The following is a 22,149-nucleotide window of genomic DNA, read 5'->3' on the forward strand; positions in this document are numbered from 1 at the left end:
GAACACCCGCCTAGGCCTACCGCCAGAACCAGCAGAGAAACAACTGACCGGCGCGCCGATAACGTGGCCGACATGACGTAATCTTTAGCACGCGGGGGTTCCCCTCGAGCGCCCGCCCGAGGTTTTGCGTGGTAAGGATGAGCCTGTGACGGTGGACCGGAGGACGTCCGGGCGGTCCTGGTCGGTATCGATGCCCGTGATCGTCGTTACAGTGGTGGCCTTCGCACTGCTCGGCGGCACGCTGCGGACAGCGGTCAACGACCACGCCGCACTCGCCACGGCCGCGACCGTCTTCGTCAGCATTTTCGTGCAGGCGATTCCCTTCTTGGTACTGGGTGTGACGCTCAGCGCGCTGATCGCGGTGTTCGTCACCTCCGAGCGGCTGTCCCGGTGGCTGCCGCGCCGCCCGGCCGCCGCCGTGCTGACCGCCGCGGTTAGCGGCGCCGCACTGCCCGGTTGCGAATGCGGATCGGTACCCCTGGCCCGTCGGCTGTTCGGCGAGGGCGCCCTGGGCGCGGCGGCGCTGACTTTTATGTTGGCGGCCCCGGCGATCAACCCGATCGTGGTGATCTCGACCGTCGTCGCGTTTCCCGGTCAACCCCAGATGGTGCTGGCCCGGGTGGGGGCGTCGATGCTGACCGCGGTCATCATGGGGCTGGCCTGGTCGCGCTGGGGCCGGACCGGATGGATCACCCGCCGGCTCCCGTCGACCGGCTCTCCCTCGGGTTCCCGCTGGCTGGCCTTTACAGAGGTCGCCCGCCACGACTTCATTCAGGCCGGCTCTTATCTGGTGATCGGGGCGGCGGCGGCCGCCGCACTCCACGTCGTCGTCCCGGACTGGCTGATCGAGCACCTGGCCGGCCAGCTGCTGCTCGGCGTTCTGGTGATGGCACTGCTGGCGGTGGTTCTGGCCTTGTGTTCGGAGGCCGACGCATTCGTCGCAGCCAGCCTGACCATGGTGCCGCTGGTTCCCCGGCTGGTATTCCTCGTCGTCGGGCCCGCCATCGACGTCAAGCTGTTCGCCATGCAATCGGGAATGTTCGGACGCGCGTTCGCGATTCGCTTCGCACCGGCCACCTTCGTGGTGGCCACCGTGATGGCTACCGTGGTCGGTCTGCTCGCGCTGGGAGGCTCCTGGTGAGCCGGGAGGCCGAGAACACCCTGTTGCTGTTGGTCGGCGTCGCGACCGCGATGATCGCCTTCACGGGTGCGTTCACCCGTTATGTCAAGGAATCGATGCTGCCATGGCTGATCGTCAGCGCCATGGTCGTCGTCGGACTGGCGCTGGTGTCGATCGCGGTCGACATCCGCCGCGGCGAGCCCGCCCAGCACGGCCACGGCGATCACCCAGATCACCCGCAGCACCGGTCGCCGGCCGCACTGCTACTGCTGCCCGTGATCCTGCTGATCTTCATCACCCCGCCGGCGATGCGCCCCGACGCCGCGCCACCCCAGGTCTCCTCAGTCTCCACTGACGCTCTGCGCCGGCCATTCCCGCCGCTGCCGGACGGCCGGGCTCCGGAGGTGTCGGTGCCCGAGGTCATGATCCGGGCCGCCCAGGACACCGCGGGAACGCTGGACAACCGCCTCATCACCGTCATCGGGTTCACCCTGATCGAGGCCGACGGTGTCGACCTGGGGCGGGTGGCTATCCAGTGCTGCGCCGCCGACGCACAACTCGCCCGTATCCATCTGCGTGGCGCGCTCGCGCAGGAGGCCGAGTTCTTACCCGATCAGACCTGGGTGCGAGTCGAGGGCAAGGTGGTCTCCGCTCCAGCCGACGGGGACTCGACAGCGATTCCCACTCTTGAGGTGGCCTCGGTGGCTGAGATCGCCCCCCCGGAGAACACCTACGCCTGAACCGGTGGCGCCTCCTCGGTCACGGGATCCCGCGGACGGCGCAGAGCGACCGCGATCGCGGCGGTGACGGCGGCCATCACGATCCCGATCGCCACGCAGCCCGCGGTGAGGCTGGTGGTGAACGCGGCCGCCTCGACGGTCTCGGAGAAGTTCGCCGGCGTACCGCTGAGAACGAGGTAGAACACCGAGATGACACTTCCGGTGATGGCGATCCCCAGGGCGGTGCCCAGTTCGAAGGCGGTCTCCGAGACACCGGTTGCCGCACCGGCGCGGTCTTCGCTGGCGCTCATCAGCACCAGATCCGACGCACTGGTCACGACCAACCCGAACGAGAATCCCAGCATGATCAGCGGAATGACCATCGCTACGTAGGAGACCGGAGCGGCCGCGCCCAGCAGAAGTATCCCGGTAGTTCCGGCGACCAGGCCCACCACCAGTGCACGCCGGTGTCCCCACCGGCCGACCAGATGCACGGTGGTGGATGCGGCCACCAGACTGGCCAGCGATTCCGGCAGGGTTGCCATGCCGGACTGCAGCGGCGAGAACCCCTGCACCTGCCGAAGGAAAATGGGCAGGAAGAACAACGCTCCGGTATTGGCGAAGACGATCACCAGCTGAGCAAGGACCGACGCGCCGAACCCGCTCTGGGAGAACAGGTTCAGATCCAGCAGCGGGATGCGCAGTCGCCCCTGCCGACGCAGGAACACCGCCAGCAGCACCGCGCCCGCTGCGAGCGCGAGGTAGGCCGGCCAGTAGCCGGGCCCGGAATGCGCGAGTTCCTTGATGCCCAGAACGGCCGCGAGGATGCCGACGGTGGAATAGACCACCGAAAGGGGATCAAGGGGATGGCGGGTGTCGCTGCGCGCTTCCGGCAGCACCCCCAGTCCGACGCCCAGAATCAGCAACACCACCGGGACGTTCACCAGAAGCACTGAGCCCCAGTAGAAGTGCTCCAGCAGGGCACCGGCGATGGTCGGTCCCAGCGCCGCGCCGGCCGCTCCGCTGGCACTCCAGATCCCGACCGCCCGGATGCGTTGGCGCTCGTCGCGGAACACCGTGCGCAGCAGCGCCAGCGTGGAGGGCATCAGACCCGCGCCGGCCACCCCCTGCAGCGCGCGGGCGGCGATCAGCAGACCTGCGCTCGGCGCGACCGCCGCCGCCACCGAGGCGACACCGAAGGCCACCGCCGCGATCAGCAGCAGCCGCTTGCGGCCGATCCGGTCCCCGACATTGCCCATGGTGATGAGCAGCCCGGCGATCACGAAGGCGTAGATGTCACCGATCCAGAGGATCTGGTTGTAGTCGGGCCGCAGCTGCTCGGTGATCGCCGGCACGGCAACGCTGATCACCGTGCCGTCGACGGCGACCATGAGCACGGCAAGGCACAGCACGAACAGCGCCGCGCGCTGGCGGGAGGTCATCAGCGCAACGCGTTGTCGAGTACCGAGGCGGTGAGGATGTAGGCGGAGTGACTGCCGACCGAGCTGATCTGCGCGTCGACCGGCCAGCGCCACGGCACCGGCGTGCGTCCCAGCAGGGGGAACGCCACCGAGGTCATCGTCATCAGGGCGGTGCCGAACAGCGCGGTGGCATGCGGTTCGCGCAGCCGGTTGCGCAGCAGCACATGCAGCACTCCGAAGGCCGAGCCGTAGGTCCAGCGCAGCGCCAGGGTGATCGCCCCCGCCTCCCGCGGGGTCGGCTCGGGCAGATGGAGAAGGGAGGCCACGATCTGTCCGGGCACCACGCTGTCGTCGTAGTCCAGGCCCTCCTTCGACCACAGACCCGGAACGGGTGTGCCGTCGGCGAGGGTCTTCACACCCGTGTGCTTCCCGCGGCGCAGCGCCCGCTCCAGGTGGTACCAGAGGGCCATCGCCGCGGTTCCGGAGACGCCGGCCAGCAGGCCTCGGGGCAGCCAGGGCAACCGGGGACGCCGTCGATCGGACACCGCCGAAGAATAACCCCGCTCAGAAAAGCCAGCCGCCGAACCCGAGGTGGCGGCCGACCGAATCGCCGGCGGCGGTGGCGTAGGTGGTGCCGTAGGTCTTGTTGATCGCCAGTGCCAGGTAGCGGTGGGTGGAGTATCCCGACGGTCCGCCGTTTCGGACCAGGAAGTCATAGGCCCGACGCAGCGCCTGGTCTTCGAAGTTGGCGAAGTCGGTTCCCTGGGCGCGCAGCATCAGGGAGATCGCCAGCAGCGCGTCCAGCGACTCCTCGGTGTAGGCGCGCCCGGCCAGGTCCAGCTTGCAGCACCGCGTCGAGGGCACCGAGGTGTGCCGCAGTGCGTCGAGGATGATCGCCCCACTGCGGGGGTTACCCGGCACGGCCGGGTTGATGCCGCGCTGCAGGGTCGGGCTCATGTCCCAGGTCCGTCCGGGGTTACTGCCGGTGAAGACGTTGCCCGCCCAGGTGTACCCGGCGGTCGGCCTGAAGGCCGGCCACGGCGAGGTGGTGTCGCCCAGGAAGCGGCGGTAGATGGTGATGTCGCGCGCGACGGCGGCCTCGTCGTCGAGCACCAGGCTGATCGCCAGGTGGCTCGACAGCGCGTAGGCGTTCCAGTTACCCGCCGAGTCCCCGGAGGTGATCTCCAGATTCGGCCAGCGCCCGTTGCCGGCGAACACCTGCTCGCGCGCGCCGCGCAGGAACTGCTCCCAGGTCCTGCCGTCGGCGGTCACGGTGCTCAGCGGCATGTCCACCAGGTCGGCCGCCACCACGTACCCGAACACGTTGCGCGCGAAGGGCAGCACGACAGGTTTGGTCGTCCCGGTCTTGAGTTCGGTGCCGGGGGCCTTGCTCACCGCAGCGATGACCTTGTCGCGATAGGCGACATCACCGGTGCGGGCATAGACCAGCGCGGCGGCCAGCACCCTGGTCTGGGTGGTGCTGTTGGGCGCCAACAGGTCCAGGGCACCCCAGTTGCTGTCCGCTTGTTGCTTGACGAAGTTCCAGCCCGCTCCGCTGGTCGGCTTGGCCATCAGATCCGTCTTGCGGATCAGCACGTAGTCCTTGCTCGCCGGGGTGGAGGCGGCAGGGGTCGGCGCCGCGGGAGCGCCGGGAACAACAGCGGCAGCCTGCCCGACGCCGGTGCGCTCGGTCCGATCGGCCGGCCGCGCCTTGGCCGCCGTCGCGCGGCGCGCCGACGCGGTCACCGCACCGCCGCGGGTCTCGCCGGCCTCGGCGGAACTCGCCCCGGCCGGCGACGCGGGCCCGCCGTCGGGGGCCGCCGAAGCCGGCCCCGCACCTAGCGCGGCCCCGGCGGCCCCGACGCCTAGAAAGACCGCCCGCGCCCCCACGCGCCCGACCCACCGCCCCGCCGCCATCGCCCAAACTTCCCTGAGAATTTCCTGAGCAAAACGTTTGTCGCAAATAATAAGCGGGCCACGCCGCTTTGTCGACCCCGCCGTCTGCATGGACTTTTACCAGCCCGGCTCGGTGGTGGAGCGTCGCGTCCGCGACATCAGGCAAACGCCCCTCCCGGCCCCACCACCGTGCTTTCCTGATCAGCATGCAGATCACCGAGTTGACCCGCGACCTCGCCCACCACGAGCAGGCCGGGAACTACCCGCAGTTGATCGAGGACGTGCGCGAACTGGTGTCACTCAACCAGCAGGTCGTCAAGGACCCGTGGATCAAGGGGTGGATCGGCCGCCGCTGGCGCGACCTGTTCCTGCAGGAGGCGGTCAAAGACGACCAGGCCGTCGACTTCGCGTCCAAACCCGCCCTGCTCTCGGCGGTGCCGCTGCCGTCGGCGCTGAAGAAATCCAATCCGCGCCGCGCCCTCGCCGAGCGGTTCCTCAAGGACGTGCCCAACAGCGAGTGGCAGGCGGAGATGCCTCCGGCGCAGTACGACTCGATCGACAACACCACCTTGATCCTGTGCGGCGGGCTGCTGACCGGCCTGCTGCACCCCGACGCGCACGCCTTCCCGGTCGAGGCCGATCTGCTCTACCGGGAGCGCGGCTGGCGCACGATCCGCGCCGACGTGCACCCGATGCGCACCTGCCAGGCCAACGAGGCCGACATCGAGGCGGCATTCCGCGGCGAGGGCCTCGACGCGCTGATGCGCCCGATCGAGCATCCGACACCGCCCGGCGCCGACGGCGGCAAGGTCTTCCTGCTCGGCTACAGCAAGGGCTCCCCCGACATCCTGTCGTTCCTGGTTCACCACCCCGAGTACCACGACCAGATCCGCGGGGTGTTCACCTGGGCCGGCGCGGTCGGCGGCTCCTACACCGCCGACGGCGTGCACGATCAGATCAAGGACCTGCCCACCGACGGCTCCTACGAATACGTCTCCCGGCTGCTGTCGGTGATCAGTCCGGCGATGCTGGGCGGTGTCGGGCTGCGCCGGCTCGAGGAGTACGACGTCAAGGGTGCGATGTATGACCTGCGCACCGACGTCCGGGAGCAGTTCACCAAGACCCACGCGGCCTACCTCGATGAGATCGGCATCCCCTTCTTCGCGCTGACCGGGGCCACGACTCCGCTGGAGGTGCCCAACGTGCAGTTCATGGACGCCGTTCGGCTGAGTTCCTACGACGCCAACAACGACATGCAGCTCACCCAGAAGCAGGCCGTGCTACCGATCGGGATGAGCACCCACATCGCGATGGCCCACGCCCATCACTGGGACGTCGCCTACGCGCCGTTCCCGCTGGCGATGCGCGCGATCAGCCCCAACCTCGATCACCGCTGGCCGCGCTACGCCGCGCTGGTGGCCAGCTGGGAACTGCTCGCCGAACTGGGTCTCATCGACTGAGCCCCGCGCACGCTCAGCGCGGGTTGAGCTGGTGGGTCTCCCGCTCGGCCTCGTCGATCGCCTCCTGCAACTGGCGCTCGACGGTCTCCAGGGCCAGGCGCGCGTAGACCATCTGACTGGTGGTGGCCAGCTGGCTGCGGGTGTTCCCGGTGAACGTGGTGATCCAGCTGAACAGCGTCGACACCCGGTTCTTGAACCCGACCAGGTAGAGCAGGTGCAGGAAAAGCCATGCCAGCCAACCGATGTAGCCGCCGAACTCGATCTTGCCGACCTTCACCACCGCGCTGTGCCGGGAGATGGTCGCCATGCTGCCCTTGTCGAAGTACTTGAACGGGATCCGGGTCGACGGGTCGCCCTGACCCTTGAGCTCGTTCTTGAGGACCTTCGTCACGTACTTCGCGCCCTGCATGGCGCCCTGAGCGACACCCGGAACGCCCGGCACCGACATCATGTCGCCGACCACGAACACGTTCGGATAGCCCTTGATGGACAGGTCCGGTTCGACGATGACCCGACCGGCGCGGTCGACCTCGGTGCCCGCGGACTGCTCGGCGAGGATCTTGCCCAGCGGGCTGGCCTGCACCCCGGCCGACCACACCTTGCACGCGCACTCCACCCGGCTCTCGATGCCGTCCTTGTCCTTGAGCGTGACGCCCATGTAGTCGACGCTGGTCACCATCGAGTTGAGCCTGACCTCCACGCCCAGCTTCTCCAGCCGGCTCTGGGTCTTGGCGCCGAGTTTGGGACCCATCGGCGGCAGCACCTGGGACGCGCCCTCGACCAGGATCACCCGGCACTCGGCCGGGTCGATGGTGCGAAACGCGCCGGGCAGCGTGCGCTCGGCGAGTTCGGCGATCTGGCCGGCGAGCTCCACCCCGGTCGGCCCGGCCCCGACCACCACGAAGGTCAGCCGGCGGTTGCGCTCGATCGGATCGGTGGTCACCTCGGCGGCCTCGAACGCCCCGAGGATGCGGCCCCGCAACTCCAGCGCGTCGTCGATGGTCTTCATGCCGGGGGCGAAGGTGGCGAACTGGTCGTTGCCGAAATAGCTCTGATCGGCGCCGGCGGCCACGATCAGACTGTCGAACGGCACGATGGTCTCCATCGCCATCAGCTTGAAGGTCACGGTCTTGGTCGTCAGGTCGATGTCCTCGACGTCGCCGAGCAGCACCCGCACGTTCTTGTAGTTCTTGAGGATCAGCCGGGTCGTCGGCGCGATGTCGCCCACCGACAGGATGCCGGTCGCCAGTTGGTAGAGCAGCGGCTGGAACAGGTGGCTGGTGGTCTTGGCGATCAGGGTGACGTCGACGTCGGCCCGCTTGAACGCCTTGGCCGCGGTGAGGCCGCCGAAGCCGGAGCCGATGATGACGACCTGATGCCGCTTCGCGGACTGGGGACTTGACATGGTGACAGATTACCGCCGCGAACTGAACGGCGAACGGCGTTTTTCCAGACCATCCGGGCCGCCGCCGGTTTGGATGGGACCATGGCGATCCCCCCGGACCGGGCGCCCTACGCCGACGCCCTGCGGGCCAACGCGGACGGTGGCTGGACCCGCTGGGCGATTCCGGCCCACCAGGACCAACCCGGCCGGCACCCCGCGCTGGCCGGCTTGGCCGGACCGGAATTGCTGCGGATGGACATTCCGATGTTCACCGAGGGCGTCGACCGGCCGACGCCGGGGACCGGCGGGCCGACCCCGCTGCAGCAGGCGCTCGACCTGGCGGCGCGGGCGTGGGGCGCGCGGCGCACCTGGTTCCTCACCGACGGGGCCTCGCAGGGCAACCACGCCGCCTGCCTGGCGGTGCGGATGCTCGGATCCCACGCCGTCGCGCAGCGCTCGGTGCACACCTCGGTGATCGACGGCGCGATCCTGGCCGGGCTGCGGCTGGAGTTCGTCGCGCCCCACGTCGACGCGCAGTTGGGCATCGCGCACGGGGTCACCGCCGCCGCCCTCGACGAGCAACTCGCCCGCCACCCGGGCGCCGGCGCGGCCTACGTCGTCTCGCCGTCCTACTTCGGCGCGGTCTCCGACGTGGCGGCCCTGGCCGCGGTCTGTCACCGGCGCGCAATCCCGCTCGTCGTCGACGAGGCCTGGGGCAGCCATTTCGGATTCCACCCCGCGCTGCCCGCCTCCGCGCTGCAGCAGGGCGCCGACGTGGTGATCTCCAGCACCCACAAACTGGCCGGCAGCCTCACCCAGTCGGCGATGCTGCACCTGGGCGACGGCCCGTTCGCCGAGACGCTGGAACCATTGTTGGACCGGGCGCTGCGCACGTTCCAGACCACCAGCCCGTCGGCGATCCTGCTGGGCTCGCTGGACCTGGCGCGCCGCGACCTCACCACCGGGGGTGAGCGGATCGCGGCCAGCATCGCCGACGCGCAGCGGGTGCGCGCGCTGCTGGCCGAGGGCGGACGGTTCGCCGACCCCGACCCGGCGATGCTGGGCTCCCCCGACGTGGTGGCGCTGGACCCGTTGCACGTGGTGGTCGACACCCTCTCCGGCGGGGTGCCCGGCTTCGAGGCGCGTCGGCTGCTCGAGGAACCCGGCCGTCGCATTCACGTCGAAGTCGCCACCGACGCGGTGATCGTCGGCATCGTCGGAGCCGGCAGCCGGCTCGACGCCGACTACGTCACCGCCGCGTTGCACGCGATGCCGGTCCGCGACGTCTCCGAGCGCCGCCCGATCACCCTGCCCGCGCACTGCCCGCGCGAGAGGGACCTGCGCGAGGCGTTCCTCGCCGACAACGAATTGGTGCCGGCCTCCCAGGCGGTCGGCCGGGTGTCGGCCGACTCGCTGGCCGCCTACCCGCCGGGGGTGGCCAACGTGATGCCCGGCGAGGTGATCACCGCCGAGGTGGTTGACTTCCTGCGGGCCACCGCGGCCTCCCCCTACGGTTGGGTGCGCGGGACGCCCGACGAGGCCGTCGATCACCTGCGGGTGATCACGAACAGGAAGGGATCATGAGTTCCCATTTCGCCGCCCTCGCCTCGCTGGCGCTGGCGATCTTCTTCAGCCCGGAAATGCTGGTGCTCGGCCTGTTCATCGCCAGCGACAAGAAGGTCCCGCGACTGGCCGCCGCGGCGTTCGCCGTCGGCGCGATCGCCGGCATCACCTTCGCCACCTCCCTCGGTCTGCTGATCGCCCACCTGTCCGGCGCCGGCGCGGCCGCCGATCGGCACGGCACCTGGCCGGGCTTCATCGTTCGGGCGCTCATCGCGGCGGCCCTGCTGATCATCGGTATCCGCCGCGCGGTGAACGCCGCACGCAAGCAACCCATCCCGGACATCGCCAAACCCGAGCAGAAGCAGAGCGGATTGACGACCTGGCTGCGCAAGCACTTCCCGAAGGTGATGCGTCAGTTCGAACCCAACGCCGACCTGCCGGTGCCCAGGCGCATCGCCCGGGCCGGGGTGGCGGGGTTCGCCATCTGCGGACTGCACCCGAAGGTGTTCCCGATCGCGATCGCCGCCGGCCACCAGATCGTCCAGATCACCGATCCCGCCCAACGCACCGCCGGGATCGTGTTGTTCGCCGCCATCTCGGTGATCCCCGCGCTGGTGCCGTTCGTGATGGAGTCGATCAAGCCCGGTTCGAGTTCGCGGATCAAGGACGGCTACGAGCGGATCATGAAGACCCACGGCCGCTGGATCACCGCGGTGCTGCTGATCGGGGTGGGGTTGTTCGTCGCCCACGACGCCTGGCAGAAGCTGCCGACCCGCCATCTGGGCGACGTATCGTGAAGAGATGAGTCCCACGCCGGCGCTGCCGCCGGGACCCCGGCTGCCGCGCTGGGTGCAGACCGCCCTGGTGCTGCGCTCCTGGCCGGACTACATCACCGCCTGCCAGCGCCGCTACGGCCCGATCTTCACCCTGCGCATCGCGACGGTGGGCACCGTGGTCTACCTCACCGACCCGGCCGACATCAAGACGGTCTTCGCCGGCGACCCGTCGGTCTACCACGCCGGGGAGGCCAACGCGATGCTGGCCGGCCTGCTCGGCGCGACGTCGGTGCTGCTGATCGACGACGACGTGCACCGCGACCGGCGACGCCTGATGATGCCGCCGTTCCAGCGCGACGCGGTCGCCCGCCGGGCCCCGGCGATGGCCGAGGCCGCCGCGGCCAACGTCGCCGACTGGCCGGTGGGGACCGACTTCCCGGTCGCGCCGAGGATGGCGCAGATCACCCTGGAGGTGATCCTGCGCACCGTGATCGGCGCCTCCGATCCGGCGCGGCTGGCCGCCCTGCGCGCGGTGATGCCGAAGGTGCTGCGCACCGGGCCGTGGTCCACGCTGGGCATCGCCAACCCGAACCTGATGCGCCGGCTGCCGTGGCGGTATCTGCGGCGGCGCATCGAGGCGGCCGACCGGCTGCTCTACGCCGAGATCGCCGACCGCCGCGCGGACCCGAACCTCGCCGGACGCACCGACGTCCTGGCGATGCTGGTGCGCGCCGCCGACGACGACGGCCGGCACATGGACGACCGCGAACTGCGCGACCAGTTGATGACGCTGCTGGCCGCCGGGCACGACACCACCGCCACCGCGCTGTCGTGGGCGCTGGAACGACTGACCCGCCACCCGCAGGCGCTGGCCCGGGCGGTGCAGGCCGCCCACGCCTCCGCGGCCGGTGACCCGGCCGGTGACGAGTACCTCGACGCCGTCGCCAAGGAGACCCTGCGGGTGCGCCCGGTGGTGTTCGACGTGGGCCGGCTGCTCACCGCACCGGTCGAGATCGCCGGCTACCGGCTGCCGGCCGGAGTGCTGGTGGCTCCGGGCATCGGGCCGGTGCACGCCAGCGCGGCGCTCTACCCCGACCCGGGACGCTTCGACCCCGACCGCATGCTCGACGCCACCCTCACCCCGACCACCTGGCTGCCGTTCGGCGGCGGGAACCGGCGCTGCCTCGGTGCCGGTTTTGCGATGGTGGAGATGAAAGTCGTTCTGCGCGAGGTGCTTCGGCGCGTCGAGCTGTGTACGACCGAGGCGCCCGGGGAACGCCAGCGGGTGCGCCACGTCATCCTCGAACCGCGCCGCGGGGCCCGCATCCGGCTGCGCTCGGCGCCGCTCAGCCCTCCGGAGCCAGTTGCGCCATCGGCGGGAACAGCGAGCGCACCGGCCTGATCCACTGCGTCAGCCGCTCGGCGGCATTCGAGTTGGCCCCGCCGCACTGGGTGCCGGACAGATCGAAGGTGGCCGACCCGCTCACCGCCAGGACGAAACTCGTTCCGCCCACGCAGCCCTGCTCGGGCTCGACGATCACGATGTCGCGCAGACCGGCGAAGGTCTCCGACACCTGAGTCCAGGCCTGCGCGGTCATCGGCGCGCTCCGGTCGGCCAGGACGTCGCCGTAGCTGTCCACCACGATGCGCGCCTGCGCACGGTCGAAGGTCAGGACGAAGCTGCGGTGATACGGCGGGGGCACCGAGGAGTCGCGGAAGGTGTAGCTCACCGTCGCGTCGGCGGGCAGGCCGGCCGGCGGACCGGCCGGGGGGTCTGCACCGCCGCCGCAGGCGGACAGCGCCAGGACCGCCAGGATCAGCACGGGCAGCGCAGGATTCGGCACCCGCCATACCTTAGGCGATCCGCGCCGCCCGCGGTGGTGTGCGGCGCACCCCGCCCCGCACCGCGTCGTAGTGGTCGAGCAGCTGCTCGCAGATCACCGGCCAGCTGCGGCCGAGCACGCTGCGGTGCGCCGCGGTCGCATACCGCCCGCGCTGCCCGAGCAGATGGTCCACCGCCGGGTTCAGCTGCGACTCGAACTCGCCCACCGGCAGCAGCAGCCCGGTGCGACCGGGCGCGACCAGGTCGCGGGGCCCGCCGGCGTCGGGGGCGATGACCGGTAGTCCCGAGGCCAGCGCCTCCTGCACGGCCTGGCAGAACGTCTCGTGCTCACCGGGATGCACGAAGACGTCCATGCTCGCGTAGGCCGCGGCCAGCTCCGGTCCGTACAGCGCTCCGGTGAACACCGCGGTCGGCATCCGTGCGCGCAGACTGTCCCGCTGGATGCCGTCGCCGACGATGACCAGCTGCAGATCCTCCCGCCGGGCCAGCGCGACGAGCCGTTCGACGTGTTTCTCCGGCGCCAGCCGTCCGACGAACCCGACGATCGGCGTTCCCCGTGGTGACCACAGTCGGCGCAGCCGGTCATCGCGGGCTGACGGGGTGAAGGCGCCCAGGTCGACCCCGCGGGCCCAGTGGTGAACGCGCGGAACGCCGTTGGCCCGCAGGGCGTCGATCGCCGACTGCGACGGGGCCAGGGTCCGATCGGCCAGCGAGTGCAGATGGCGCATCCACCACCAGGCCGCCCGCGCGGCAAGCGGCACCCCGTAGCTGGCCGCGAACCCGGCGACGTCGGTCTGGTAGACCGCCACCGTCGGGATGCCGAGGTGGCGTGCCGCGAGCAGACCGCCGTAGCCCAGCAGCGCCGGCGAGGCCAGGTGCACGACGTCGGGTTCGAACCCGCGCAGCACGCGCACGATCCGGGGCGCCGGCAACCCCAGGGGCAGCGAGGTGACCATCGGGAACATCCGGGACGGCACGCGATGGACCCAGATCCCCTCATGCACGCGCGGGGCGGGTGGCTCACCGGGCGGGCTGTCCGGGGCGATGACGACGGCCTGGTGGCCCACCCGGCGCAGATGCTCGAACACCCGCAGCACTGAATTGCCCACACCGTTGACGCTCGGCAGGAACGACTCGGCCACGATCGCCACCCGCAGCGCGCGATCGTTCACCGCACGCTCCTGCGGCCCAGCGCGAAGACCTTCCAGCCCGCACCCGTCCAGCGTGGGGTGTCCAGGCAGTTGCGGCCGTCGACGATCACCTTCGCCGACACCGTCGCGGCCAGTTCGGCGGGATCGAGGTCGACGAACTCCTGCCACTCGGTGAGCACCAGGACCGCGTCGGCCCGCTCGCAGGCCTCCTCGACGGAGGTGGCGTAGGCCAGGGTGGGAAACAGCCGCTGGGAGTTGTCCATCGCCTTGGGGTCGTAGACGCTGACCGTCGCGCCGTGCAGTTGCAGCATCCCGGCCACGTTGAGGGCGGGCGAGTCGCGCACGTCGTCGGAGTCCGGCTTGAACGCAGCCCCCAGCACCGCGACGTTCGCCCCCAGCAGCGACCCGCCGCACGCGGCGGTGGCCAGCTCGACCATCCGGGTGCGCCGGCGCATGTTGATGCTGTCGACCTCACGCAGGAAGGTCAGCGCATGGTTGGCGCCGAGCTCACCCGCGCGCGCCATGAACGCCCGGATGTCCTTGGGCAGGCAACCCCCGCCGAAACCCAGCCCGGCGTTGAGGTATTGGCGGCCGATACGGGGGTCGTGCCCGAGCGCGTCGGCCAGCGCCCGCACGTCCGCCCCGGCGGCCTCGCACACCTCCGCGATCGCGTTGATGAACGAGATCTTGGTCGCCAGGAAGGCGTTCGCCGAGACCTTCACCAGTTCGGCGGTCTGCAAGTCGGTGACCAGCAGCGGCACCCCGTCGGCGATCAGGCTGCCGTAGAACTCGCGCAGCACGGCCTCCGCGCGCACCGAGTCGTCCTGCACACCGACCACGATCCGATCCGGGTGCAGGGTGTCGTGCACGGCGAATCCCTCGCGCAGGAACTCCGGGTTCCAGGCGACCTCGACGTCCACCCCGTCGCGGGTCAGCGACCGGGCCCGGCGGGCCAGGTCGGCCGCCGTGCCGACCGGCACGGTGGACTTGCCCACGATCACCGCGGGACGGCTCAGCCGCGGCACCAGCCCGTCGATTACCGCGTGCACGTGACGCAGGTCCGCCCCGTACTCGCCGCGCTTCTGCGGGGTTCCGACACCGAGGAAGTGCACGTCGGCGAAGTCAGCCGCCAGGTCGTAGTCGGTGGAAAAGCGCAACCTGCCTTGCGCGAGATTGTCGCGCAGCATCGTCGCCAGGCCGGGCTCGTAGAACGGGACGTCCCCGGCGGAGAGTTTGACGACCTTGCCGGGGTCGATATCGACCCCGACCACCTCATGACCCAGTGCTGCCATCCCCACCGCGTGCGTCGCGCCGAGGTAGCCGGTGCCGAAAACTGTGCATCGCACACCGCCCGTATAACGTCGCAGAATGAGCGTGTCGGATCCCGACACCAAGCGTGAGGCGAACAACTGGTGAACGCTGGCCCCGCGGTGACAACGCCGCTGCTCATCGGTGGTGCGCTGACCGCCGGGCAAGGCGGTGTCTTCACCACCGTCAACCCCGCCACCGAACAGCCGCTGGGCTACGCCGCCGACGCCACCGCAGCCGACATGGACGCCGCGATCGCCGCTGCGCGCTCGGCGTTCGACGACACCGACTGGAGCCGCGACGTCGAGCGCCGGGTGTCCTGCCTGACCCAGCTGCGCGAGGCGCTGACCGCACACCTCGAGGAACTGCGGGCGATCACCGTCGCCGAGGTCGGCGCACCGGTGTCGCTGACCCGGCGCGGGCAGCTGGAGATCCCGATCGCCGATCTGGCCTTCCCCGCCGACACCGCGCGGCACTACCGGTGGCGCACCGATCTGGGTGAGGCCGCCCCGCTGGGCATCGCCACCCGGCGCACCCTGGTGCGCGAGCCGTTCGGGGTGGTGGGCGCGATCACGCCGTGGAACTTCCCGCACCACCTCAACCTCGCCAAGATCGGGTCGGCCCTGGCCGCCGGCAACACCGTGGTGCTCAAGCCCGCGCCGGACACCCCGTGGTGTGCCGCCGAGGTGGGCCGCATCATCGCCGAGCACACCGACATCCCGCCGGGGGTGGTCAACATCGTCACCTCGTCCGATCATCGGCTGGGCGCCCAGCTGGCCGGGGATCCCCGCGTCGACATGGTGTCGTTCACCGGGTCGACGGCCACCGGCCGCGCGGTGATGACGACAGCCGCCCAGACCGTGAAGAAGGTGTTCCTCGAACTGGGCGGTAAGTCGGCGTTCCTCGTCCTCGACGACGCGGATCTGGAATCCGCCTGCGCGCGTGCGGCTGTGGCGGTGTGCACCCACGCCGGTCAGGGGTGTTCGCTGACCACCCGGCTGGTGGTGCCGCGTCAGCGCTACGACGAAGCCGTCGCCGTCGCGGCCGCAACCATGTCGGGTGTCGCGGTGGGCGATCCGACCGACCCGGCGACGGTCTGCGGGCCGCTGATCTCGGCGCGCCAGCGCGACCGGGTGCAGGGCTACCTCGATCTCGCGCGCGCCGAGGGCGCCACGTTCGCCTGCGGCGGCGGACGCCCGCCGGGTCGTGCCACCGGCTTCTACATCGCGCCGACGGTGATCGCCGGGCTGACCAACGACGCCCGGGTCGCCCGCGAGGAGATCTTCGGGCCGGTGCTGGTGGTGCTCGCCCACGACGGCGACGCCGACGCGGTGCGGATCGCCAACGATTCGCCCTACGGTCTGTCCGCCACGGTGTTCGGTGCGGATCCGCAGCGCGCCGACCGGGTGGCCTCGGCGCTGCGGGCCGGGACGGTCAGCGTCAACGGCGGCGTATGGTATTGCGGCGACACACCTTTCGGCGGCTACAAGCAGTCCGGGGTCGGACGCGAAATGGGCCTGGCCGGTTTCGAGGAGTACCTGCAGATGAAAGTGATCGCCGAGGCGGCGGGGTGACGGCGCGCTGATGACACGGCAACTCGATCCCGAGGTGGCCGCCGGACTCGCCGCGCTGGCGCCCGCCAGCGCCGAGGACCCGCCCCCCGTCGGTGACGTCGCCGGCCGGCGGCGCAACGCCCGCCGGATGGTCGAGCGCACCCGGGCCGTCTTCGCGCCGGCGCGGATCCCCGGCGTCGAGGTGCGGCGGTACACGATGACAACCCCGACCGCCGCCGACGGCGCGGCCGTGCCGCTGCACTGGTACCACCGCCCCGGCCAGCCGTCGCCGGGCAGCGCCGCGCTGTATCTGCACGGCGGGGGAATGATTCTCGGGCTGGGCGAACTGGGCGCGCTCTACGACATCGCCGCGCGCAGCTACGTGGCCGCCTCCGGGGTGCCGCTGCTGATGGTGGACTACCGGATCGCCCCGGAGCACCCGCATCCCGTTCCGGTCGAGGACTGCTACGGCGCGCTGGGCTGGCTGGCCGCCAACGCCGACGCGCTCGGGGTCGACCCGGCCCGCGTCGCGGTGATGGGCGACAGTGCCGGCGGCGGGCTGGCCGCCGCGGTCTGCCTGCTGGCGCGCGACCGGGCGGGCCCGGCCATCGCCGCGCAGGTGCTGGCCTACCCGATGCTCGACGACCGCACGCCCGAACCCGACCCGGCGCTGGCGCCGATGCTGACCTGGACCCACGACGACAACCGCACCGGGTGGGCCGCACTGCTCGGTGACGCCGACACCGCGATCTCGCCGTATGCCGTGCCGGCCCGGGCCGCGGATCTGTCCGGGCTGCCCCCGGCCTACATCGACGTCGGCGATCTGGACCTGTTCTGCGAGCAGGACATCGACTACGCGCGCCGGCTCGCCGCCGCCGGCGTCGCGACCGAACTGCACGTGCATCCGGGGTGCCCGCACGCCTTCGAGGTACTCGCCCCGCAGGCGGCGGTGTCCGCGCGCGTGATGGCCGACCGGGTGCGCCGGCTCGCGGCGCTGTAACTCGCCACGCCGGCACCTGCGACCCGCTCGTTATGCTCGGGTGGTGCGGTCCTGGGCGCGTGCGGCAGCGGCCCGCTACGCCGTGGGCCGGATGCGCGCACTGACCCGCCGCGGCGCACACCGGCGAGCACCCCGGGTGGCGATCATCGGCGCGGGCTTCGGCGGCATCGCCGCGGCGGTGGCGCTGCGCCAGGCCGGCATCGAGGATCTGGTGATCATCGAGGGCGCCGACGGGGTCGGCGGCACCTGGCGGCGCAACGTCTATCCCGGTGCGGGCTGCGACGTCCCCAGTCACCTCTACTCGTTTTCCTTCGCGCTCAATCGCGCGTGGAGCCGCACCTACGCCCGCCAGCCCGAGATCCTGGCCTACCTCGAGCAGGTGACCGACGACTTCGATCTGCGCCGCCATCTGCTGCTGGGCACCCGGGTCACCGGGGCGCGCTGGGATGAGAGCGCCGACGAGTGGGAACTGCAGACCAGCACCGGCGTCCTGCGGGCCGCGATCGTGGTCAGCGCCGTCGGGCTGTTCGGCGACGCCCGGCTGCCGGCCATCGAGGGGCTTTCCGGCTTCGGCGGAACGGTGATGCACACCTCGGCATGGGATCGCGGGGTGGACCTGACCGGTCAGCGGGTGGCGGTCATCGGAACCGGCGCCAGCGCGGTGCAGGTCGTCCCCGAGCTTGCCCGAATCGCGAAGAGCGTCAGCGTGTTCCAGCGCACCCCGCCGTGGATGGTGCCCAAGGACGACCGGCCCTTCAGCGCCGAAGAGCTCGCCGGGTTCCGCCGCGCGCCGTGGGCCGCCCACCGGGAGCGCTGGAAGGTGTGGAAGCAGTTCCACGACTACACCGCCACGGCAGCCAGCGACCCGATGGTCGCCGAACGCTCGAAGGTCGCCACCGATTTCCTGGACGCCACCGTGCCCGATCCGGCGCTGCGCACCGCTCTGACCCCGCACTACCCGTTCCGGTGCAAGCGGGTGCTGCTCGGTGACAGCTACTACCGCGCGTTGCAGCGCGACACCGTGGAGCTGATCACCGAACCCATCCAGCGGGTGACCCCGGCCGGCGTGACGACTGCCGGCGGACGGACCGTCGAGGTGGACGCCCTGGTGTGCGCCACCGGTTTCGAGACCAGCAGCTACCTGGCCGGGATCGAGGTGCTCGGCCGCGGCGGTGCGAGCCTGCACCAGCGCTGGGGTGCGGATCCCACCGCCTATCTCGGGATCGCGGTCAGCGGCTTCCCCAACTTCTTCATGCTCTACGGCCCCAACACCAACCAGGCCGGCAACTCGATCATCTACGTGCTGGAGGCGGCCTCGCGGCTGGTGGCCGGCGCGGCGAGCCTGCTGGCCCGGCGCGGCGGCTCGCTGGACGTCAGCCCGCAGGCCGAGCGGCGGTTCAACGACGAGCTCTCCGCCGATCTGCAGCGCAGCGTGTGGACGCAGTGCGACAGCTACTTCCGCTCCCCGTCCGGGCGCATCGTCACCCAGTGGCCCTACAGCGAGCTGGAGTATGCGCGGCGCACCTGGCGGCTGAACCGCCGCGACTGGATTCACCGCAGCGGCGAGGTGCCGATCACCGCGTCGCGTTCGAGCTGAGCGAACTCGTCCTCGTCGACACCCAGGGCGCGCAGCACCTCGCGGTTGTGCTCACCGAGCGTGGGCGCGGGGCGCGTCAGGAAACCGCCGTCGGGGGCGGCGATCGGCGGCCGCGGGTAGCGCACCGGTCCGACCCGCGGGTGGACCAGGGTCTCCAGGAAGCGACGGGCCCGCAGCTGCGGGTTGTCACCGATGTCGGTGGGCAGCACCACCGGCGCGGCGGGCACGCCGGCGTCCAGTAGCGCCTGCACGGTCGGGCCGAGCGGCTTGTCCCGACACCACGCCGCCAGTGCGGCGTCGTCGATCCCCCGCCGGCCCACCACCGCGGCCAGGGCCGCCCGGTCGGCGTCGTCGCGGACGCTGACCGCGATCCACTGCTCCTCGCCGGCGCAGGCGTGGAGGTTCTGCAGGGCGACGTCGTTGCCGCGGTTGCCGGTGCGGGTGAGCACCGTGCCGGACACGTCGAACTCGATGACCTGCCGCGCCGTGGCGTTGAGCACGGTCTCGATCATCGGGACCTCGACCAGTTGGCCGATCCCGGTGCGCCGGCGCGACTGCAGCGCGCACAGCGCGGCGAACGCCGCGTGCACCGCCGCCAGGCCGTCACACGGGCCGCGCGGCGCGGTGGGCACGTCGTCGGGAAAGCCGGTGATCCAGGCCAGGCCGGCGATCTGCTCCATGGTCATCGCGAAGCCGCCGCGGTTGCGCCACGGGCCGTCGAGACCGAACGCGGGCATGCGCACCACGATGAGCTTCTCGTTGAGCGCGCGCAGGGTGTCGTCGTCCAGCCCGAGGTTCTCCATGACGCGGGCCGGGAAGTTCTCGATCACCAGATCCGCGTCGGCGATCAGCGCGCCGATCAGCTCCCTGCCCCGCGGGGTCGTCAGATCCAGGGTCAGCGATCGCTTGTTGGTGTTGACGGCGTGGGCGACCCAGCTGTACTCCCACCAGTCGGGCACCCCGGTGCGCAGCGTGCCCGAAAAGCGCATGCCGTCGGGGTGCCGGCAGGACTCCACCTTGATCACCTCAGCACCCAGCATCGCCAGCAGCTGGCTGGCCGCCGGGCCGGCCCAGAACGCGGTCAGGTCGACCACCCGCAGCCCGCGCAGGGCGACGCGGATGTCCGGTCGCGTCGCGACCGGCCGCTCGCGCGCCGGCCACGGCGGCGGGCCGCTGTCGCACCCGAGCGCGGGCGCCGGCGCCACCGGCAGGGGTTCGGCCGCGCTCATCCGCCACGGCGGGCGGGGCTGGCGGAACCCGGCCGGGTTGGGCTGATAGACGTGGCGGGCCACGAAGTGGTCCATCTGCGGCAGGGTCGCGCCGTTGCCGATCGCCGCCATCGGCACCCGGTAGCGCTCGGCCCGCGCGACGATCTCGGCGACGGTGTGGGCGGCCAGCCACGGCCCGATCGCCGCGCGGATCCGGTCGCGCTCGCGCCACCGGTTCAGCTGCAGCGCGAGCGCCGGATCGGCGGCCAGCTGCGGGCAGTCGACCATCGCGCAGAAGCTCTCCCACTGGGTGTCGGTGGCCATCGACACCCCGACGTAGCCGTCCTTGCACCGTTCGATGGACGGCACCTCGGTGGACCGGTTGAACGAGCTGAGCCCGGCGACGTCGGTGCGCAGCCAGCCGAAGGTCTGCATCGACACCGACATCGCCTCGAGCACCGAGAGGTCCAGCTGCCCGCCGACACCGCCGTAGAACGCGGCCAGGCCGAAGAACGCCGCGTAGCCGCCGGCGACGAACTCCCCCAGGTCCCCGCCGGCGGCGATCGGCGGCCGCTCGGGCACCCCGCGCGACCCGGTGGAGCCGCACCAGGCCTGCAGGGTGAACTCGGTGGCCGGGTACTCCGCCCACGGGCCGGTCCAGCCGAAGTTGGACACCGTGACCAGCGCGCAGCCCGGTGCCACGGCATGGAGTGCCGCGCAGTCGATTCCGCGCCGGCGGGCCTCGGCCGGGCTGGCCGCCAGCACGACGATGTCGGCACCGGCGGCGACGCGCGGCACGTCGCCGCCCGCCAGGACCGCGCTGCGTTTTCCGCCCGCCAGGTAGTCGAAGAACGCGCCGCTGCGCCGCAACGGCGAGCCGCCCTCCGGCTCGACCAGCAGGACCTCGGCTCCGGCGTCGCGCAGCAGCTTGCCGCAATAGGCGGCGGCGATCCGGTCGCCGATCTCCACGACCCGCACGCCCGACAGCGGAGGCGCCATCGGCTCAGCTGATCCCGAAGTCGATGACCCCGCGGATCAGCTTCCCCTCGTCCAGGTCGCGATAGGCGTCGTTGATCTCCTCCAGCCGGTAGCGGCGGGTGATCATCTCGTCGAGCAGCAACTGGCCGGTCGCGTAGAGCGAAGCCAGCCGCGGAATGTCCGACTTGGGATTGCAGGAGCCGAAGATCGTGCCGCACAGCGTCTTGTTGAGCAGCACGAAGTCCTGGATTCTCAGGTCGGCCGAGACGGTCTGCGGCGAGGACAGTCCGGTCAGCACGCAGGTGCCGCCCTTGCGGGTCAGCGTCAGCGCGGCGTCGACGTCGGCGGGGGCGATCGACGCCGGGGAGACCACCACCGCGTCGGCCATCACCCCGCGGGTCAGCTCGCGCACCAGATCCAGCGCCTCGGCCGCACCGGAGGCGGTGTGGGTGGCGCCGAACCCCAGCGCGGACTTGAGTTTGAACTCGACCGGATCGACGGCGACGATCATCGCGGCGCCGTTGATCCGCGCGCCCTGGATGGCGGCGGTTCCGATGCCGCCGGTGCCGATGACGACCACGGTGTCCCCGCCGCGGACCCCCGCCCGGTTGGCGGCCGACCCGTACCCGGTGGGCACCGCGCACGCCAGCAGTGCCGCCGGAACCAGCGGGATGCGCGGATCGATCCGGACCAGCGAGTCGGCGGCGACGACGGTGTGCTCGGCGAAGGCGCCGATCTTCGAGACGTGCCCGAGGTCGGCACCGTCGCCGGTGTGGTGGCGGAAGGTCCCGTCGGTGGGCATGCCCGGCTGCAGCGTCAGCGCACCGAGGTCGCACAGGTACTCCATTCCCGACGCGCACCAGCGGCAGTGCCCGCATGCCGGGACGAAGGAGGTGACCACGTGATCACCCGGGGCCAGGCGGGTCACGCCCTCGCCCACCTCGACCACGATCCCGCTGCCCTCGTGCCCGCCGATCGTCGGCAGCCGCCGCGGCCCGGGGACGTCCGGCGGCGGCGCCAGGTACCCGCACCGCAGGTGCTCGTCGGAGTGGCACAGTCCCGCCGCCGCTAGCCGCAGGAGCACCTCGCCGGCGCGGGGCGGGTCGAGTTCGAACTCCTCCACCGACCACGGCGCACCGTAGGAGTGCAGGATCGCCGCCCGGCTGCGCACG

General features: G+C 71.3%; 18 protein-coding genes. 9 read left to right on the forward strand and 9 right to left on the reverse strand.

The window, feature by feature from the left end:
• Window positions 1-190 precede the first annotated feature (190 nt).
• Both ACKOB8_RS06105 and ACKOB8_RS06110 read left to right on the forward strand, forming a co-directional pair.
• Window positions 191-1,141 (forward strand): permease, encoded by a 951-nt coding sequence (locus ACKOB8_RS06105; RefSeq protein ID WP_526376320.1) that lies wholly within the window; start codon window positions 191-193, stop codon window positions 1,139-1,141.
• Window positions 1,138-1,860 (forward strand): TIGR03943 family putative permease subunit, encoded by a 723-nt coding sequence (locus ACKOB8_RS06110; protein ID WP_526376321.1) that lies wholly within the window; start codon window positions 1,138-1,140, stop codon window positions 1,858-1,860. The genes ACKOB8_RS06105 and ACKOB8_RS06110 overlap by 4 nt, the downstream gene beginning before the upstream one ends.
• On the opposite strand, the gene ACKOB8_RS06115 is transcribed toward ACKOB8_RS06110, so the two are convergent.
• Genes ACKOB8_RS06115 through ACKOB8_RS06125 form a run of 3 tightly spaced genes read right to left on the reverse strand, consistent with a single transcriptional unit; the run spans window position 1,851 to window position 5,177 of the window.
• On the reverse strand, window positions 1,851-3,281 hold the full coding sequence (locus ACKOB8_RS06115; protein ID WP_526376322.1) for an MFS transporter: 1,431 nt from the start codon (window positions 3,279-3,281) through the stop codon (window positions 1,851-1,853). The two genes, ACKOB8_RS06110 and ACKOB8_RS06115, sit on opposite strands and share 10 nt — an antisense overlap.
• Entirely contained in the window at window positions 3,281-3,805 is a 525-nt protein-coding gene (locus ACKOB8_RS06120; RefSeq protein ID WP_526376323.1) for a hypothetical protein, read from the reverse strand. Before ACKOB8_RS06120 ends, ACKOB8_RS06115 begins: the two co-directional genes overlap by 1 nt.
• A gap of 19 nt (window positions 3,806-3,824) precedes the next feature.
• Window positions 3,825-5,177, reverse strand: a complete 1,353-nt coding sequence (locus tag ACKOB8_RS06125) for a hypothetical protein (RefSeq protein WP_526376324.1) — start codon at window positions 5,175-5,177, stop codon at window positions 3,825-3,827.
• A 185-nt stretch (window positions 5,178-5,362) separates the two neighbouring features.
• Here ACKOB8_RS06125 and ACKOB8_RS06130 point away from each other — a divergent pair, with 185 nt between their 5' ends.
• On the forward strand, window positions 5,363-6,616 hold the full coding sequence (locus ACKOB8_RS06130) for a hypothetical protein (RefSeq protein ID WP_526376325.1): 1,254 nt from the start codon (window positions 5,363-5,365) through the stop codon (window positions 6,614-6,616).
• Between the two features lie 13 nt (window positions 6,617-6,629).
• Here the strand turns inward: ACKOB8_RS06130 and ACKOB8_RS06135 are convergent, their stop codons facing one another.
• The gene (locus ACKOB8_RS06135) at window positions 6,630-8,021 is read right to left on the reverse strand and encodes an NAD(P)/FAD-dependent oxidoreductase (RefSeq protein WP_526376326.1); all 1,392 of its coding nucleotides are present in this window, start codon (window positions 8,019-8,021) and stop codon (window positions 6,630-6,632) included.
• Between the two features lie 81 nt (window positions 8,022-8,102).
• Between ACKOB8_RS06135 and ACKOB8_RS06140 the strand changes: the two genes are divergently transcribed.
• From ACKOB8_RS06140 to ACKOB8_RS06150, 3 genes are read left to right on the forward strand one after another with little or no spacing between them, the layout of a single operon-like run.
• Window positions 8,103-9,584: an aminotransferase class I/II-fold pyridoxal phosphate-dependent enzyme gene (locus tag ACKOB8_RS06140; protein ID WP_526376327.1), complete on the forward strand. Its 1,482-nt coding sequence runs from the start codon at window positions 8,103-8,105 to the stop codon at window positions 9,582-9,584.
• The gene (locus ACKOB8_RS06145; protein ID WP_526376328.1) at window positions 9,581-10,360 is read left to right on the forward strand and encodes a GAP family protein; all 780 of its coding nucleotides are present in this window, start codon (window positions 9,581-9,583) and stop codon (window positions 10,358-10,360) included. Before ACKOB8_RS06140 ends, ACKOB8_RS06145 begins: the two co-directional genes overlap by 4 nt.
• A gap of 4 nt (window positions 10,361-10,364) precedes the next feature.
• Window positions 10,365-11,741 carry a cytochrome P450 gene (locus ACKOB8_RS06150; protein ID WP_526376329.1) on the forward strand — a complete coding sequence of 459 codons (1,377 nt, stop codon included), beginning with the start codon at window positions 10,365-10,367 and terminating at the stop codon, window positions 11,739-11,741.
• Here the strand turns inward: ACKOB8_RS06150 and ACKOB8_RS06155 are convergent.
• The 3 genes from ACKOB8_RS06155 to ACKOB8_RS06165 are packed head-to-tail and all read right to left on the reverse strand — an operon-like array spanning window position 11,686 to window position 14,679.
• Window positions 11,686-12,183 carry a hypothetical protein gene (locus tag ACKOB8_RS06155; RefSeq protein ID WP_526376330.1) on the reverse strand — a complete coding sequence of 166 codons (498 nt, stop codon included), beginning with the start codon at window positions 12,181-12,183 and terminating at the stop codon, window positions 11,686-11,688. The two genes, ACKOB8_RS06150 and ACKOB8_RS06155, sit on opposite strands and share 56 nt — an antisense overlap.
• A gap of 10 nt (window positions 12,184-12,193) precedes the next feature.
• A complete protein-coding gene (locus ACKOB8_RS06160) occupies window positions 12,194-13,339 on the reverse strand; it encodes a glycosyltransferase family 4 protein (protein WP_526376348.1) in 1,146 nt (381 codons plus the stop codon).
• A gap of 11 nt (window positions 13,340-13,350) precedes the next feature.
• On the reverse strand, window positions 13,351-14,679 hold the full coding sequence (locus ACKOB8_RS06165) for a UDP-glucose dehydrogenase family protein (RefSeq protein WP_526376331.1): 1,329 nt from the start codon (window positions 14,677-14,679) through the stop codon (window positions 13,351-13,353).
• Window positions 14,680-14,745: 66 nt separating this feature from the next.
• Here ACKOB8_RS06165 and ACKOB8_RS06170 point away from each other — a divergent pair, with 66 nt between their 5' ends.
• From ACKOB8_RS06170 to ACKOB8_RS06180, 3 genes are all read left to right on the forward strand, one after another.
• Window positions 14,746-16,215 carry an aldehyde dehydrogenase gene (locus tag ACKOB8_RS06170; protein WP_526376332.1) on the forward strand — a complete coding sequence of 490 codons (1,470 nt, stop codon included), beginning with the start codon at window positions 14,746-14,748 and terminating at the stop codon, window positions 16,213-16,215.
• Between the two features lie 10 nt (window positions 16,216-16,225).
• Window positions 16,226-17,194, forward strand: a complete 969-nt coding sequence (locus ACKOB8_RS06175; RefSeq protein ID WP_526376333.1) for an alpha/beta hydrolase — start codon at window positions 16,226-16,228, stop codon at window positions 17,192-17,194.
• A 91-nt stretch (window positions 17,195-17,285) separates the two neighbouring features.
• Window positions 17,286-18,791, forward strand: coding sequence for a flavin-containing monooxygenase (locus ACKOB8_RS06180; RefSeq protein WP_526376349.1), 1,506 nt, complete (start codon window positions 17,286-17,288; stop codon window positions 18,789-18,791).
• Here ACKOB8_RS06180 and ACKOB8_RS06185 read toward each other — a convergent pair.
• Together ACKOB8_RS06185 and ACKOB8_RS06190 are read right to left on the reverse strand one after the other, a co-directional pair.
• The gene (locus ACKOB8_RS06185; protein WP_526376334.1) at window positions 18,746-20,998 is read right to left on the reverse strand and encodes a CaiB/BaiF CoA-transferase family protein; all 2,253 of its coding nucleotides are present in this window, start codon (window positions 20,996-20,998) and stop codon (window positions 18,746-18,748) included. The genes ACKOB8_RS06180 and ACKOB8_RS06185 overlap by 46 nt on opposite strands.
• A gap of 4 nt (window positions 20,999-21,002) precedes the next feature.
• Window positions 21,003-22,148 carry a Zn-dependent alcohol dehydrogenase gene (locus ACKOB8_RS06190; protein WP_526376335.1) on the reverse strand — a complete coding sequence of 382 codons (1,146 nt, stop codon included), beginning with the start codon at window positions 22,146-22,148 and terminating at the stop codon, window positions 21,003-21,005.
• Between the last annotated feature and the right edge of the window lies 1 nt (window position 22,149).

It is taken from the genome of Mycobacterium sp., from assembly GCF_046091765.1.
Taxonomy (GTDB): Bacteria; Actinomycetota; Actinomycetes; order Mycobacteriales; family Mycobacteriaceae; genus Mycobacterium.

Bases quoted from the DNA above. Each gene is read 5' to 3' on its own strand.
- ACKOB8_RS06105 (WP_526376320.1), top strand. From the start codon at position 191: ATGCCCGTGATCGTCGTTACAGTGGTGGCCTTCGCACTGCTCGGCGGC.
- ACKOB8_RS06115 (WP_526376322.1), bottom strand. From the start codon at position 3,281: ATGACCTCCCGCCAGCGCGCGGCGCTGTTCGTGCTGTGCCTTGCCGTG.
- ACKOB8_RS06125 (WP_526376324.1), bottom strand. From the start codon at position 5,177: ATGGCGGCGGGGCGGTGGGTCGGGCGCGTGGGGGCGCGGGCGGTCTTT.
- ACKOB8_RS06130 (WP_526376325.1), top strand. From the start codon at position 5,363: ATGCAGATCACCGAGTTGACCCGCGACCTCGCCCACCACGAGCAGGCC.
- ACKOB8_RS06135 (WP_526376326.1), bottom strand. From the start codon at position 8,021: ATGTCAAGTCCCCAGTCCGCGAAGCGGCATCAGGTCGTCATCATCGGC.
- ACKOB8_RS06140 (WP_526376327.1), top strand. From the start codon at position 8,103: ATGGCGATCCCCCCGGACCGGGCGCCCTACGCCGACGCCCTGCGGGCC.
- ACKOB8_RS06145 (WP_526376328.1), top strand. From the start codon at position 9,581: ATGAGTTCCCATTTCGCCGCCCTCGCCTCGCTGGCGCTGGCGATCTTC.
- ACKOB8_RS06150 (WP_526376329.1), top strand. From the start codon at position 10,365: ATGAGTCCCACGCCGGCGCTGCCGCCGGGACCCCGGCTGCCGCGCTGG.
- ACKOB8_RS06175 (WP_526376333.1), top strand. From the start codon at position 16,226: ATGACACGGCAACTCGATCCCGAGGTGGCCGCCGGACTCGCCGCGCTG.
- ACKOB8_RS06180 (WP_526376349.1), top strand. From the start codon at position 17,286: ATGCGCGCACTGACCCGCCGCGGCGCACACCGGCGAGCACCCCGGGTG.
- ACKOB8_RS06185 (WP_526376334.1), bottom strand. From the start codon at position 20,998: ATGGCGCCTCCGCTGTCGGGCGTGCGGGTCGTGGAGATCGGCGACCGG.